The following is a 14001-nucleotide window of genomic DNA, read 5'->3' on the forward strand; positions in this document are numbered from 1 at the left end:
CGCAGCGCCCGCCGCCGCGCGCGGCCAGGCACTGCCCCCGGCGCCGCCCCGGCTGGCCTGGGCAGCGCGACGCTCCCAGACTGGCCGCCTGCCGCCCCCGGCGGCACGACACCCAGGAGCACAGCGATGGCGACCTCGTCCCTCTTGTCCCGGCGTCGGTTCTTCCAACACGCCTGCAGCGGCGCCTGCTGCGGCCTGGCCGCCTGGAGCGCTCCCATGGCCTTGCTCGCGGCCGAAGGCGCGCGCACCACGCTCACCGCCACCCAGGCGCTGGAGCGGCTCAAGCAGGGCAACGCCGATTTCATGGCCAACCGCCAGCCGCCCGATCCGCCGGACCACAGCAAGCGGCGCCTGGAGCTGGCCCGCAGCCAGGCCCCCTTCGCGGTGCTGGTGGGCTGCTCCGACAGCCGCGTGCCGCCGGAGCTGCTCTTCGGCGCCGGGCTGGGCGAGCTGTTCATCGTGCGCAACGCCGGCAATACCGTGGACACCGTGGCGATCGGCAGCATCGAGTACGGCGTGAACGTGCTGGGTGCGCCGCTGATCGTGGTGCTGGGCCACGAGCGCTGCGGCGCGGTGGACGCGGCCGTGGCGGTGGTGCAGAAGAACGCCACCTTCCCCGGCAGCATCGGGCAGATGGTGGAGCCCATCATCCCGGCCGTGCTCAAGGCGCGCAGCAGCGCCGGCGGCGAGCTCAAGGACGGCGAGCTGCTGGACTTGGCCGTGCGCGAGAACGTGCGCCGCACCGTGATGCGGCTGCGCGAGTCCGAGCCCTCGCTGATCGAGCCCCAGCGCGCGGGCAAGCTGCGCGTCGTGGGCGCTCGCTACGACTTCGACGACGGCAAGGTGGACTTCATCGTCGAATAGCGCGCGAGCACCGCCATGGCACGCGTGGCCACGCCCCCACCGGCGCGCCGGCATCGGCTCGTCGCCCGCGCCGTGGTGCTGCTGCTGGCCCTGGCGGCGCTGGCGCTGCTGCTGCGCAGCGTGGTGTTCCTGGTGGTGGAAGCCGCCGCCTTCGACACCCCGCCGCCCGGCACGCAGCGCCCCGATGCGCTGGGCGTGCCCTCGAAACAGCTGACCTTCCTGAGCGGCGGACGGCGGCTGCACGCGTCCTGGGTGGACGCCGCGGACGCGCGGGCGCCGGCGCTGCTGGTGTTCCACGGCAACGACGAGGAGCTGTCGCAGTGGGCGGCGGTGCAGGCGCGGCTGCACGCGGCGGGCATCGCCTCCTTCGTGTTCGATTACAGCGGCTACGGCGCCAGCGACGGGCGGCCGACGCTGGCGCGGCTGCGCCAGGACGGCCTGGCGGCGTGGCGGCAGTTCGTCGCGCTGACGCCGCAGGCGAGCCGGCGCGTGGTGCTGGGCTTCTCGCTGGGATCGGCGGTGCTGCTGGACGTGGCGCCGCAGCTGCAGCCCCGGCCGCAGGGACTGGTCATCGGCGCGGGCTTCGCGTCGGCGCGGGAGATGGCGGTCAACGTCGGCCTGGTGCCGGACTGGGCGGCGTGGTTGCTGCCGGACCTGTGGAACAACGAGGAGCGCATCGGCGAGGTGACGCAGCCGCTGCTGATCCTGCACGGCCGCAACGACGAACTGATCCCGGTGCAGGACGCGCTGCGGCTGTGCCGCGCCGCGCCCGGTCCACGGCGGCTGGTGCTGCTGGAGCGGCTGCCGCACGACGCGCCGCTGGAGCCGGCGCGGTCGGCGGCGTTCTGGGACGAGGTGGAGGGGTGGGTGAAGGGGCAGACGACCACGACCGCCTCAGCGACCGGCGCCTGCATCCCCGCCGCAAGCCCTTGAGCGGCCGCTCTCAGCCGCACACCCCCACGTAGCCGCAAGCCGTGCAGAAATCGCAGCCGTCCTTGTGGATGACGGTGGCGTTGCCGCACTCCGGGCAGGGCTTGCCGGCCATGGGCGTGACGGTGGCGCCGACGGGCTCGCCGCGCGCCGGCGTGGGCGCGGCCAGGATGCCCATCTCCCGCATCGGGAAGCCCTCCTCGTCCAGCAGGCCCAGCATCGCGTAGCGGTGGATGATCAAGCGGGCGATGTAGGCCACCGTGCTGGGCCACACCTGCTGGCGCCGCTCGCCGGGCACCGGGGCCATGAAGTGGCCCAGCGGCTCGCCCACGTTGAGCAGCTTGCGCAGCTTCATGCCGATCCACGCCGGGTCCAGCACCCGCATGTCCAGCGACAGCAGCCGCGCCAGGCCGTCCAGCGCGCGCGGGTAGTTGCCCGCGAAACCGACCGCGCAGGGCCGGGCGACCGAGCCGCCGTCCCCGTCGCGGGCCGCCAGGGTGACCTCCTTGAGCGTCAACGTGAAGCTTTCGCCGGTGGCGGGGTTGTCCACGTCCACGGCCCAGGCCAGCGTGCCGGAGGTACCGGTGCGCGGCTCCTCGCGGCTGAACATGGCGTCCAGCACGGGGGTGGGCCCGGCCTCGGCCGTCTCGCCCAGGGCGCCGAGCTGCTCGCAGCGCCAGCGGATCACGGCCGCGGTGGCGGCCACCACGCCGGGGAAGAGCCGGCGCTCGCCGTGCGGCGGGAACGGCATCTCGAAACTGCGCTCCTCGGCCACGGTGGCCAGCGCATCGAGTTTCAACTTCAGCCAGGCCGCGTCGTTGGCGCGCATGTCCATGGACAGGGTCTTGGCCAGCGCCGCCAGGCCGCGCGGCTGCTCCGCGCCGTTGACCCAGACCTCGAAGGGCAGCGTCTTGCCGAACAGGCCCAGCCCCGGCCCCTCGGCGGGCAGCTCGCCCACGAACAGGGCGAACTCGCCGTGCGGGTGCTTGATCATGAAGCTCCACGACGGGTTGCCCGCGGGCAGCTCGGGCCGCCCCGGCCAGCGCAGCGAGGCCAGCACCGGCGCGGGCAGCCGCTCCAGGCGCAGGCGCTGGTTCATGCCCGTGTCGCCCACCAGCGGCTCGGTCTTGGCCGCGGCCGCCGGCGCGCCCACGCTCAGCACCGCGCCCAGCACGTTGTTCGGGCGGTAGGTCGCCAGGCCCTTCAGCCCGGACCTCCAGGCCGTCATGTACAGCCCTTGAAAATCCTCATAGGGGTAGTCGGCCGGGACGTTGACGGTCTTGCTGATGGAGGTATCGATGTACGGCGCCACGGCCGCCACCATCGCGGCGTGGGCCTCGGCGCTCATCTCCAGCGCGGTGACGAAGGCGCGCGGCAGCGGCGCGTCGGCGCCGTGCAGGTGGTGGAACAGCCGCCAGGCGTGGTCCTCCACCGCGTACTCCTTGAAGCCGCCGTCGGCCATGCGCTTCTTGCGCGTGTAGCTCCAGCTGAAAGGCGGCTCGATGCCGTTGCTGGCGTTGTCGGCGAAGGCCAGGCTGATGGTGCCCGTGGGCGCGATGGACAGCAGGTGCGAATTGCGCAGCCCGTGCGTGCGGATGCGCTCCTTGAGCGGCGCGGGCAAGCGCGAGGCGAAGCTGCCCTTGCGCAGGTAGAGGTCGGCGTTGAAGAGCGGGAAGGCGCCGCGCTCGCGCGCCAGCTCCACCGAGGCGCCGTAGGCGGCGTCGCGCATCACCTCGCTGATGCGCCGGGCCATCTCGCGCGCGGGCTCCTCGTCGTAGCGCAGGTTGAGCATCGCCAGCGCGTCGCCCAACCCCGTGAAGCCCAGGCCCACGCGGCGCTTGTTGGCCGCCTCCTGCGCCTGCTGCGGCAGCGGCCAGACGGTGACGTCGAGCACGTTGTCCAGCATGCGTGTGGCCACGGCCGCCACTTCGGCGAAAGCGGCCTCGTCGAAGCGCGCCTGCGGCGTGAAGGGGTCGCGCACGAAGGGGGTTAAAGAAATGCTTCCGAGGCAGCAGCAGCCGTAAGACGGGAGCGGTTGCTCCGCGCACTGCCCCGAAACCAGGCCATTGAAGATGACGGTGTTGTGGTCCGGCTGCGTGGTGTCGAACACCGGCTGGCGGCCGATGGCTTCGATGCGGGTGATGCGGGTGCTGAAGCGCTGCGTCTTGCGCAGGCACTTGCCCTCGGCCCAGGCGCGGTACTTCGCGGTCTTGTGGTCGAGCAGGAAGCCGATTTCGCGCATGAACAGGTCGCGCGATTCGCCATCGATGATGAGCTCGTGGAACGCCTGGCAGGGGTACTCGCGCAAGCCACCATGTCCGTCGGACAGTGAGCGCATTGCCGCAGCACGGCGCTGCCGTACCGACGCGAACACCCCGAAGTTAGCCAGCAACAGTTGTACGTCCTTCAACAACGGAAGGTGCACGGAACCCAGGCGAATGGAGCAGCGGTCCGGAGCTGCGTTGACCGTGCCATCGGTCTGGAACAGCGCTCGCAGATAGCCGCGCACACAAGCTTCGCTGCCACGCCACACCACCTCGGGCACCTTCAGCTTGGTCTCGCGCGTAAAGCCGTAGGCCTTCAGCGCGCGTGCCAGCAGTACCGAGCGGATACTCACCTGCTCCCGCTGCGGCACTGCCACGGCCGATACGCGGTACTCGCGATGGTTGGTTGCCAGCCCAGCCACCAGCGCGTTGGCACCAGCCACCACACGCTCGGCCAGCGCACGGTCCTCCTTCCACAACGTCACCACGGCCGCCGACTCGCCATTGGGACCGCGCGGCGTGAAGTGCCCGTCGCCGGTGATCGACCCCAGCAGCACGCCCAGCTCTTCAGTGCCCTGCGTACCGAACTGCCCCTTGCCCGACTGCACCCACAGCTCGTCGCCCGGCTGCAGCTCCGAAAGCTTGAGCTTGCCGCGCGCCGTGTAGAGCTCGTGCCAGGCCGTGGCCTTGATCTCGTAGCCGTCCGCGGTCTCGACGCGGAACACCTCGGCCTCGCGCGCCGTCATGAAGGCCGGCACCGCGGGCCGCACCTCGGTGCCGCGCGCACAGACCTCGCTGCCCAGGGCCCGCTGGTCCACCGTCACCTGCAGCGGCAGCTGCGCCGCCTGCAGTTCGCCGATGGGCACCAGCCCGTACTGCGTCGCCAGCCGCGTATCCGCCGTCACGCACGGATTCGTCGCCGCAATCGACTCGCAATACCCCAGGTTGTTGTCCACGTTGATCCGGTCCAGGAACAGCACCCCCGGCTCGGCGTGGTCGTAGGTGCTGCGCATGATCTGGTCCCACAGCGCGCGCGCGGGCAGCTTGCGGTAGACCCACAGCCCGTCGCCGCGCTGGTAGGCGCCCGCTTCGCGCAGCTTGTCGCCCGGGGCGGCGCGGTGCACCAGCTCCACCTCCGCGTCGTCCACCACCGCCTGCATGAAGGCGTCGGTCACGCCCACGGAGATGTTGAAGTTCCTGAGGTCGCCCTCGTCCTTGGCGTGGATGAAGGTCTCGATGTCGGGATGGTCGCAGCGCAGCACGCCCATCTGCGCGCCGCGGCGGCTGCCGGCGCTCTCCACCGTCTCGCAGCTGCGGTCGAACACGCGCATGTAGCTCACCGGGCCGGAGGCGTTGCTGCGCGTGCTCTCCACCCACGCGCCGGCCGGGCGGATGCGCGAGAAGTCGTAGCCCACGCCGCCGCCGCGGCGCATGGTCTCGGCAGCCTCGGTCAGCGCGGTGTAGATGCCGGGGAAACCGTCCTCCGCCGTGGCGATGGAGTCGCCCACGGGCTGCACGAAGCAGTTGATCAGCGTGGCGCTCAGGTCCGTGCCGGCGGCGGAATTGATGCGCCCGGCCGGCACGAAGCCGCGGCGCTGCGCGTCCAGGAAACGCTGCTCCCAGTGCGCGCGCTGCTCGGCCGGCTCCACGGCCGCCAGCGCCCGCGCCACGCGCGCGCGCACCTCGTCCACGCTGTGTTCGCCGTCCTTGGCGTACTTCTCCAGCAGCACCTCCTCGCTGATGGGTTGCGCGGGCAGGTTCAAGACGGTGTGTTGGCCGAGGGTGGATTCGCTCATCGCAGGACTCCGGAAAACGGGCCCGCCGCGGCGCGGGCCGGGTGCAAGGTGGCGGGCAGTATCACCGGCAGCCTGCCGCCCGCGGGGCGGCACTCCACATGCCTGTTGCGGCCGCGCGATACGCCTTGCCATGTCGAAAAAATGGGTGGATGCGGCCTTCGCGGCCAGCAGCGTCGTGGGTGTGTCTTCACCCTCTCCCCTCTCCCGCAAGCGGGCGAGGGCTGACCAAGGGCGTGGCCTTCGGGGCGGCGAGCTGAAGGCCTTGCGCCCGGCAGCGCCTCAGGGACGGAGGAAGCCCGGCCGCAGCAGCGCCGCCGCATCGAGGTGCAGCGGCCCCACGGCATCGAGCGTGTTCTTGAGCAGCAGCGCGTACTCGGTGTCGCCCTCGATCACCAGCGCGCGCTCGAAGAAGAGGCGGTCCGGGTCCTCCTGGCCGCGCAGCAGCCGCAGGTAGTCCGCGGCCCGGGCGCGGATGCGCACGCGCGGCGCCGCGCCGGCGGGCGCCACCGCGAAGCCCGCGCCCGGTGTTGCGATCCACACCCGGGTGCGCAGCCCCAGGTCGCTCACCTCCACCTCCACCACGCTGCCGGCGAGCTCGCCGCGCTGCGAGGCGTCCAGCCGCGGCCACAGCAGCCGCTGCAGGCCCAGCGCCAGCGCCAGGCTCGGCGGCTGCCACGGCAAGCGGGCCACGAAGCGGCGCACCCCTTCGGGCATGGGCAGGAGTTTCATCAGCAGGGTTTCGGCATTCATGCGGCGCTCCATTGCAGGCCCGGACGGCCCAGCGCGTAACCATTGACCAGCGCGCCCGGCAGCGGCAGCGCCTGCAGTTCGCGCAGCGCCTGCGCCGCGTCGGCGCCCTCGTTGAACACGGCCTCGTGCAGCCGCAGCACCTCGTTGAAACCCTGCGCGCAGGGCGACAGCCGGAGGCGCGACACGCCCGCGGCGCGCAGCGCGCCGGGACGGTCCAGCACGCACTGCAGCCCGGCCGACTGCGTCTGGATGCCGTTGAGCACCAGGAAGTCCTCGCCCTCACCCGATTTCAGCAGCAGCCCGTCGGGGTCGCCCAGGCAGCGGAACTCGCACTCGTCCTTGGGGAGCTTGTGATGCCGCGCCGTGAAGCAGCGCGCCGAGAAGGCCAAGGGCATGCGGCCGAAGGCAAAAAACTCCGTCAACACGGCCTCGCCCTGCGGCGTGCGTACCGGGTCGTCCGGGGGGTTGATGCGGGCGACGGTGGCCAGGTCCAGCTCCACCGGCGGCACCCAGCGCACGGCGCCCAGCGCGGCATATTCCCGCAGCGCCTCGCGGCTGTAGACGTTGACGTGCGGCGAGAGCATGAAGCGCCGGCCCATCAGCCGGTGCAGCGCCGAGGCGTCGCCGGCCTCGACGATGAAAGCCTCCTGCGCGCAGCGCTCGCGCAGGGTGCGCAGCTCGGCCTCGCTCTCGATCAGCGCCTGCGTCGCCAGCACCACCTCCTTGCCCGCCTGGCGCAGCTCCTGCGCCACGGACAGCCAATCGGCGGCCTTGAACTCGCGCCGGCGCGAGCACACCACCTCGCCCAGCACCACGGCGTCCGCGGGGCCGTCGGCCACCTCGGCATAGAAATTCGTCAGCGCCTGGCGCGACCAGTGGTAGAGCACCGGCCCCACCACCAGCGCCATGCGCGATGCGTCATTCAGCGTTGTCATGCGCCTCACCTCCACGGCCGGCTGTAGGCGCCCAGCGTGTGCTGCTGGGCCTCGGCGTGGCGCGCCAGGCCGGCTTCCCAGGGCGGCTGGATCTCGAAGCCTTCCGGGTCGGCGGCGCAGCGGTCGATGGCTTGCCGCCAGATGCGCGTGACCTGTTCGACGTAGCTGGCGCTGCGCTGGCGGCCCTCGATCTTGATGGCCGCGATGCCCAGCGCCATGAGCTGCGGCAGCAGCGCCATGCTGTTGAGGCTGGTGGGCTCCTCGATGGCGTACTCGCGCCGCCCTTCCACGTCGAAGCGGCCCTTGCACAGCGTGGGGTAGCCGCGCGACTCGTCGGGCGCGAAGCGGTCGATGAGCACGCCGCCCAGGCGCGCGTCCACGCCGCGCGGCGTCTCCTCCCAGCGCACGGCCGAGGCCGGCGAGCACACGCCGGCGTTGTTGGGCGACTGGCCCGTGGCGTAGGAAGACAGCGCGCAGCGGCCCTCGACCATCACGCACAGGCTGCCGAAGCCGAAGACCTCGATCTCGGCCGCGGTGTGGCGCGCCAGGTGCCCGACGTGGCTGAGCGTGAGCACGCGCGGCAGCACCGCGCGGCGGATGCCGTAGCGCTCGCGGTAGAACTCGATGGCCTCGTAGCTCGTGGCCGAGGCCTGCACGCTCAGGTGCAGGCGCAACCGTGGGTGCGTGCGCTGCGCGTAGGCCAGCACGGCGATGTCGGCGCAGATGAGCGCATCGGCGCCCATGGCCACGGCCGTGTCCACGGCGCGGAACCAGCGCTCGCTGTCGCCGGCGCGCGCGAAGGTGTTGAGCGCCATGAGCACCTGGCGCCCGCGCGCATGGGCGTAGCGCACGCCCTCGCGCGCCTGGGCCAGGTCGAAGTTCAGGCCGGCGAAGTTGCGCGCGTTGGTCGCGTCCTTCAGGCCCATGTAGACGGCATCGGCGCCGGCATCCACGGCCAGCTGCAGCGCGCGCAGCGAGCCGGCCGGGGCCACCAGCTCGGGTTTCTTGATGTGGGGGGAAGACATCCGGGATCGGTCAGACAACGGTGTGGGGATTGTCTGGATGCGCCCGGCGCGGGGACTGATGCAGGTCTAGGTGCGGCGCAATTGATCCCATGGCCCTTCCGAGCCAATGGTCATGTGCTCATTTCCTCCAGTGCTTCGATCCGCCCGCGGCCTCTACCGGGCTGTGCCCCGTGACGGCCCAGGAACTCCCCCCGGCACATGCATTGCCGTGTGTTGGCTTGTTTATCCATGCCTATAGGAAGGAGATCCCCGTGGGTCAACTCAATGCCCCCGGCGCGGCGCCGCTGCGCCCGGCCGCCGCCGGTGGATTCGACGTGCTCGTGGTCGGCGCCGGCTTCGCCGGCAGCGTGCTGGCCGAACGCCTGGCCAGCCAGCTGGGCCTGCGCGTGCTCGTGTGCGACAAGCGGCCCCACATCGGCGGCAACGCCCATGACCGCTACGACGACGCCGGGTTGCTCGTGCATCCCTACGGGCCGCACATCTTCCACACCAACTCCGCCGAGGTCTTCGACTACCTGTCGCAGTTCACCGAGTGGCGCCCCTACCAGCACCGCGTGCTCGCCAGCGTGGACGGGCAGCTGCTGCCCATGCCCATCAACCTCGACACCGTCAACCGCCTCTACGGCATGACGCTCACGGCGCTGGAGATGGAAGGGTTCCTGGCCTCCATGGCCGAGAAGCTGGAGAGCGTCAAGACCTCCGAGGACATGGTGGTCAGCAAGGTCGGGCGCGACCTCTACAACAAGTTCTTCCGCAACTACACGCGCAAGCAGTGGGGGCTGGACCCTTCCGAGCTCGACGCCAGCGTCACCGCGCGCGTGCCCACGCGCTGCAACCGCGACGACCGCTACTTCACCGACACCTACCAGGCCATGCCGCGCGCGGGCTACACGCGCATGTTCGAGCGCATGCTCGCGCACCCGAACATCAAGCTCATGCTCAACACCGACTACCGCGAGATCGAGCACCTGATCCCGTGGCGGCACATGATCTACACCGGGCCGATCGATGCCTACTTCAACTACCGCCACGGCCGCCTGCCTTACCGCAGCCTGCGCTTCGAACACGTGACGCTGCCGCAGGAGCATTTCCAGCCCGTGGGCACGGTCAACTTCCCCAACGACTACGCCTACACCCGCACCACCGAGTTCAAGCACCTGACCGGGCAGCAGCACACGCAGACCTCGGTGGTCTACGAGTTCCCCTGCGACGAGGGCGACCCCTACTACCCCGTGCCGCGGCCGCAGAACACCGAGCTCTACCGCCTCTACCAGGCCGAGGCGGAGCGGCTGCCCAACGTCAGCTTCGTGGGCCGGCTGGCGACCTACAAGTACTACAACATGGACCAGGTGGTGGCGCAGGCGCTGACCACCTTCAAGAAGCTCAAGGCCGAGCTCTCGCCTGAGCCGGTACTGGTGGCCGGCGTGGCGGCAGCGGACGCGGCGCCGCTGGCCGCGGCCCGCAGCGCCAACGACGCCGCCGCGGCGTTGCCCGTCAATGGGGCGCCGGTGCGCGCGCTGCGCGAGGCGCCCGGCGCGGCGTTCCAGGGCTCCTCCGCTCCGTGATGGCGCCGCTGGAGCTGTGGGCCGCCCCCGAGGCGACCGTCAACCGCGTCGGCGAGCACTACCTCGACCAGCTGGCGCTCAGCGGCTTCGCGCAGCGCCTGGACGACCTGGACCGGCTGGCCTCGCTGGGCGCGCGCCGCATCCGCTTTCCGCTGCTGTGGGAGCGCACCGAGCGCGGCGACGGCGGCCTGGACTTCGCCTGGGCCGACGCGCGCATGGCGCGGCTGCGCGAGCTGGGGGTCGCGCCCATCGTCGGGCTGCTGCACCACGGCAGCGGCCCGCGCCACACCAGCCTGCTCGACCCGGACTTCCCGGCCAAGCTCGCCGCCTACGCGCGCGCGGTGGCCGAGCGCTACCCGTGGGTGCGGGCCTGGACGCCGGTCAACGAGCCCGTCACCACGGCGCGCTTCTCGGGGCTGTACGGCGTGTGGTACCCCCACCGCGCGGACGACCGCTCCTTTGTGCGCGCGCTCATGAACGAGGTGCTGGGCACGGCGGCGGCGATGCGCGCCATCCGCGGGGTGCAGCCCGCGGCGCGGCTGGTGCAGACCGAGGACATCGGCTTCATCCACTCCACGCCCCGGCTGCAGTACCAGGCGCGGCACGACAACGCCCGGCGCTGGCTGGCGCTGGACCTGCTCGCGGGCCGCCTGGACGAGCGCCACCCCATGCGCGGCTACCTGCTCGACCACGGCGCCACCGAGGCGGAGCTGGCCGCGCTGCGCGATGCCGCCGAGGCCGACATGCTCATCGGCGTCAACAGCTACATCACCAGCGAGCGCTTCCTGGACCACCGGCTGGAGCGCTACCCCGCGCAGCTGCACGGCGGCAACGGCCGCGACCGCTACGTGGACACCGAGGCCGTGCGCGTGCTCGGCGCGCACGTGGGCGGCTTCGAGGCGCGGCTGCGCGAGGTGGCGGCGCGCTACCCCGCGCACGAGTTGGCGATCACGGAAGTGCACATCGGCTGCACACGCGAGGAGCAGCTGCGCTGGCTGCACGAGGCCTGGGCCAGCGCGCAGGCGCTGCGCGGCCACGGCGTGAAGCTGCGCGCGCTCACGCTGTGGGCCGCCTTCGGCACCTTCGACTGGGACAGCCTGGTCACGCAGCCGCGGGGCCACTACGAGAGCGGCGCCTGGGACGTGCGCGGCCCGCAGCCGCGCGAGACGGCGCTGGCGGCGCTGGCGCGCGAGCTGGCCGCCGGGCGCGAGCCCTCGCATCCGGTGCTGCAGGGCCCGGGCTGGTGGCGGCGCGAGGAGCGCCACGTCTACGTCCCGCACGGCGAGGTGCAGAGCTGGCGCTGCGGCGGGCGCCCGCTGCTGATCACGGGCGCGCGCGGCACGCTCGGCCAGGCCTTTGCGCGGCTGTGCCGCCTGCGCGGCCTGCCCTACCGGCTGCTGCGCCGCGACGAGCTCGACATCACCTGCGCCGCCGGCGTGCGCGCGCTGCTGCAAAGCTCCGGGGCCTGGGCCGTGGTCAACGCCGCGGGCTACGTGCGCGTGGACGACGCCGAGTCCGACCCGCGCCAGTGGCACGACAACGCGCTGGGCCCGATCACGCTGGCGCGCGAGTGCGAGCGCGCCGGCGTGGCGCTGCTGTCCTTCTCCAGCGACCTGGTCTTCGACGGCCGCCAGCAGCGCCCCTACCGCGAGAGCGACCCGGTGAACCCGCTCAACGCCTACGGCCTGGCCAAGGCGCGCGCCGAGCGGGCGCTGCTGCGGCGCGAGCGCGCGCTGATGGTGCGCACCAGCGCCTTCTTCGGGCCCTGGGACCGCTACAACTTCCTGCACCTGGGGCTGGAGCGCATCGCGCGCGGCGAGGCGTGGACGGCGCCGCACGACCAGGTCGTCTCGCCCACCTACGTGCCCGACCTCGTCAACGCCTGCCTGGACCTGCTCATCGACGGCGCCTGCGGGCTGTGGCATGTCGCCAATCGCGGGTCTTTGAGCTGGTACGACTTCGCCTGCTGCGCCGCCGAGGCCGCCGGGCAGCCGCGCCGCCTGGTGCAGGGCGTGCCCACCGGCACGCTGGGCCTGCGCGCCGCGCGCCCGCCCTACAGCGTCCTGGGCAGCGAGCGCGGCGACTTCACCGCGCCACTGGAGGAAGCGCTGCAGCGCTTCCTGGCCGAGGCCCCGCAACGCCTGCACGAACCGCCGCCGGCGGCGGTGTTCGGGCTTTGACTCCGTTTCTTGGCGGCCTCTTGAAACCCCCGTCACACCCGCGAAGGCGGGTGTCCACGAGTCCCGGGCAGCATCCCGGCGAACGTGGATGCCCGCCTGCGCGGGCATGACGAGGTTTTCTCACCGTCGATCAGAGAACCGGTTTGGAACCGGCGACGCGCGCCATCAACGCCTCCGCCGCACAGCGCAATTCCCAAACCACAGCCAAACGTCGAATCACTACGTAATGGCGTGTATTGACAACAACACCATACGTCACGTTTGTAATTTGTAGTTACATTGCGCGGCAACAGAAGAACCGGCTTCCAGGTGCCGGCCGTTGCGCCCTGCCCGGTGTGGGCCGGCTGGGTGCTGGGGCTGGCTCGCACGTTGACGTTCAGGAGGATGAACATGCCGCAGACCACGTTGCCCGTCGCCAGCGGACCGCGCGCGACGCCCGCCCCATCGCAGGCACGCCGCGCCGTGGAGCAGCAGCCATGAGCGCGCCCGCGCAGATGACGGTGGGGCGCCGGCTGCTGCTGGCTTTCGGCGCCGTGGTGCTGGTGCTGCTGGTCATGGCCAGCGTGTCGCTCTACAGCGCCAGGAAGCTCGATGCGGCCGAGACGGCCAGCGTGCACACCCAGCAGGCGATGAATGCCGCCGGCGACATGCTGGAGGACATGCTGGGCATGCAGGCCGGCGTGCGCGGTTTCCTGCTCAGCGGCGACGAGCGCTTCCTCGCGCCCTGGGATGCCGGCCGCAAGGCCTTCGACGAGCACCTGGCCGCGGCGCTGCGCCTGGTCGAGGGCAACGAGGCGCAGACCCAGCGCCTGCAGGCCATGAAGACGCGCTACGCCGACTTCGTGAGCGTGGTGGAGCCGCTGATCGTCCAGCGCCGCGACATCGCCGCCGGCAAGGGCTACATCGCCGACCTCGTGGGCGAGTTCATGCAGGGCATGGACCAGGCCGCGATGGACGGCTTCCACGCCTCCTTCGACGAGTTCGACAAGGCTCAGCTCGTGCTGCGCGACGAGAGCCTCGCCGTGGCGCAGCGCGCCGGCGCGGCCAACACCGTGGTGCTGATCGTCGGCCCGCTGCTGGCCATCGGGCTGGCCATCGGGCTGGGGCTGTGGATCACGCGCAGCATCACCCGGCAGCTCGGCGGCGAGCCCGCGCAGGCGGCGCAGGTGGCGCGCGACATCGCGCAGGGCGACCTCACCACCACGCTGGACAACCACCGCGGCGACGCGGACAGCCTGATGGCCGCGATGGCCGCCATGCGCGCCCAGCTCGTGCGCACCGTGGGCGAGGTACGCTGCAATGCCGAAGGCGTGGCCACCGCCAGCGCGCAGATCGCGCAGGGCAACCAAGACCTGAGCCAGCGCACCGAGCAGCAGGCCTCCTCGCTGCAGGAAACCGCCGCCTCGATGGAGCAGCTCGGCGGCACCGTGCGCCACAACGCCGACAACGCGCTGCAGGCCAACCAGCTCGCGCAGGGCGCCTCGGACGTGGCCGTGCGCGGCGGCGAGGTCGTGGCCCAGGTCGTCTCGACCATGAAGGGCATCGAGGAGAGCTCGCGCAAGATCGCCGACATCATCAACGTCATCGACGGCATCGCCTTCCAGACCAACATCCTGGCCCTGAACGCCGCGGTGGAAGCCGCGCGCGCCGGCGAGGCCGGCCGCGGCTTCGCGGTGGTGGCCGGCGAGGTGC

9 protein-coding genes are annotated in these 14001 nt (G+C 71.9%); 5 read left to right on the forward strand and 4 right to left on the reverse strand.

What is annotated here, in order from left to right; all coding sequences use genetic code 11:
• Positions 1 to 216 precede the first annotated feature (216 nt).
• A complete protein-coding gene (locus Q0741_RS03820) occupies positions 217 to 864 on the forward strand; it encodes a carbonic anhydrase (RefSeq protein WP_298231869.1) in 648 nt (215 codons plus the stop codon).
• A 15-nt stretch (positions 865 to 879) separates the two neighbouring features.
• Entirely contained in the window at positions 880 to 1797 is a 918-nt protein-coding gene (locus Q0741_RS03825) for an alpha/beta hydrolase (RefSeq protein ID WP_298231870.1), read from the forward strand.
• Between the two features lie 10 nt (positions 1798 to 1807).
• Here the strand turns inward: Q0741_RS03825 and Q0741_RS03830 are convergent, their stop codons facing one another.
• The 4 genes from Q0741_RS03830 to Q0741_RS03845 all read right to left on the reverse strand — a co-directional run bounded on the left by Q0741_RS03830 (position 1808) and on the right by Q0741_RS03845 (position 8564).
• Complete coding sequence (locus Q0741_RS03830) at positions 1808 to 5854, reverse strand: LAGLIDADG family homing endonuclease (RefSeq protein ID WP_298231871.1); 4047 nt, start codon at positions 5852 to 5854, stop codon at positions 1808 to 1810.
• Between the two features lie 279 nt (positions 5855 to 6133).
• Positions 6134 to 6604: an SCP2 sterol-binding domain-containing protein gene (locus Q0741_RS03835; protein WP_298231872.1), complete on the reverse strand. Its 471-nt coding sequence runs from the start codon at positions 6602 to 6604 to the stop codon at positions 6134 to 6136.
• On the reverse strand, positions 6601 to 7539 hold the full coding sequence (locus tag Q0741_RS03840) for a U32 family peptidase (protein WP_298231873.1): 939 nt from the start codon (positions 7537 to 7539) through the stop codon (positions 6601 to 6603). The genes Q0741_RS03835 and Q0741_RS03840 overlap by 4 nt, the downstream gene beginning before the upstream one ends.
• Before the next feature lie 5 nt (positions 7540 to 7544).
• Positions 7545 to 8564: a peptidase U32 family protein gene (locus tag Q0741_RS03845; RefSeq protein ID WP_298231874.1), complete on the reverse strand. Its 1020-nt coding sequence runs from the start codon at positions 8562 to 8564 to the stop codon at positions 7545 to 7547.
• 251 nt (positions 8565 to 8815) lie between these two features.
• Here Q0741_RS03845 and glf point away from each other — a divergent pair, with 251 nt between their 5' ends.
• The 3 genes from glf to Q0741_RS03860 all read left to right on the forward strand — a co-directional run.
• Positions 8816 to 10129 (forward strand): UDP-galactopyranose mutase, encoded by a 1314-nt coding sequence (glf, locus tag Q0741_RS03850; RefSeq protein ID WP_367184061.1) that lies wholly within the window; start codon positions 8816 to 8818, stop codon positions 10127 to 10129.
• Positions 10129 to 12309 (forward strand): family 1 glycosylhydrolase, encoded by a 2181-nt coding sequence (locus tag Q0741_RS03855; RefSeq protein WP_298231875.1) that lies wholly within the window; start codon positions 10129 to 10131, stop codon positions 12307 to 12309. Before glf ends, Q0741_RS03855 begins: the two co-directional genes overlap by 1 nt.
• A 476-nt stretch (positions 12310 to 12785) precedes the next feature.
• Positions 12786 to 14001 (forward strand): methyl-accepting chemotaxis protein (locus Q0741_RS03860; RefSeq protein ID WP_298231876.1); only part of this gene is annotated, 1216 nt, incomplete at its 3' end.

It is taken from the genome of uncultured Azohydromonas sp., from assembly GCF_937926365.1.
GTDB lineage: Bacteria > Pseudomonadota > Gammaproteobacteria > Burkholderiales > Burkholderiaceae_C > Azohydromonas.

Excerpts from the sequence above, each read along its gene's own strand:
- Q0741_RS03820 (WP_298231869.1), top strand. The coding sequence starts at position 217 with ATGGCCTTGCTCGCGGCCGAAGGCGCGCGCACCACGCTCACCGCCACC.
- Q0741_RS03825 (WP_298231870.1), top strand. The coding sequence starts at position 880 with ATGGCACGCGTGGCCACGCCCCCACCGGCGCGCCGGCATCGGCTCGTC.
- Q0741_RS03830 (WP_298231871.1), bottom strand. The coding sequence starts at position 5,854 with ATGAGCGAATCCACCCTCGGCCAACACACCGTCTTGAACCTGCCCGCG.
- Q0741_RS03835 (WP_298231872.1), bottom strand. The coding sequence starts at position 6,604 with ATGAATGCCGAAACCCTGCTGATGAAACTCCTGCCCATGCCCGAAGGG.
- Q0741_RS03840 (WP_298231873.1), bottom strand. The coding sequence starts at position 7,539 with ATGACAACGCTGAATGACGCATCGCGCATGGCGCTGGTGGTGGGGCCG.
- Q0741_RS03845 (WP_298231874.1), bottom strand. The coding sequence starts at position 8,564 with ATGTCTTCCCCCCACATCAAGAAACCCGAGCTGGTGGCCCCGGCCGGC.
- Q0741_RS03855 (WP_298231875.1), top strand. The coding sequence starts at position 10,129 with ATGGCGCCGCTGGAGCTGTGGGCCGCCCCCGAGGCGACCGTCAACCGC.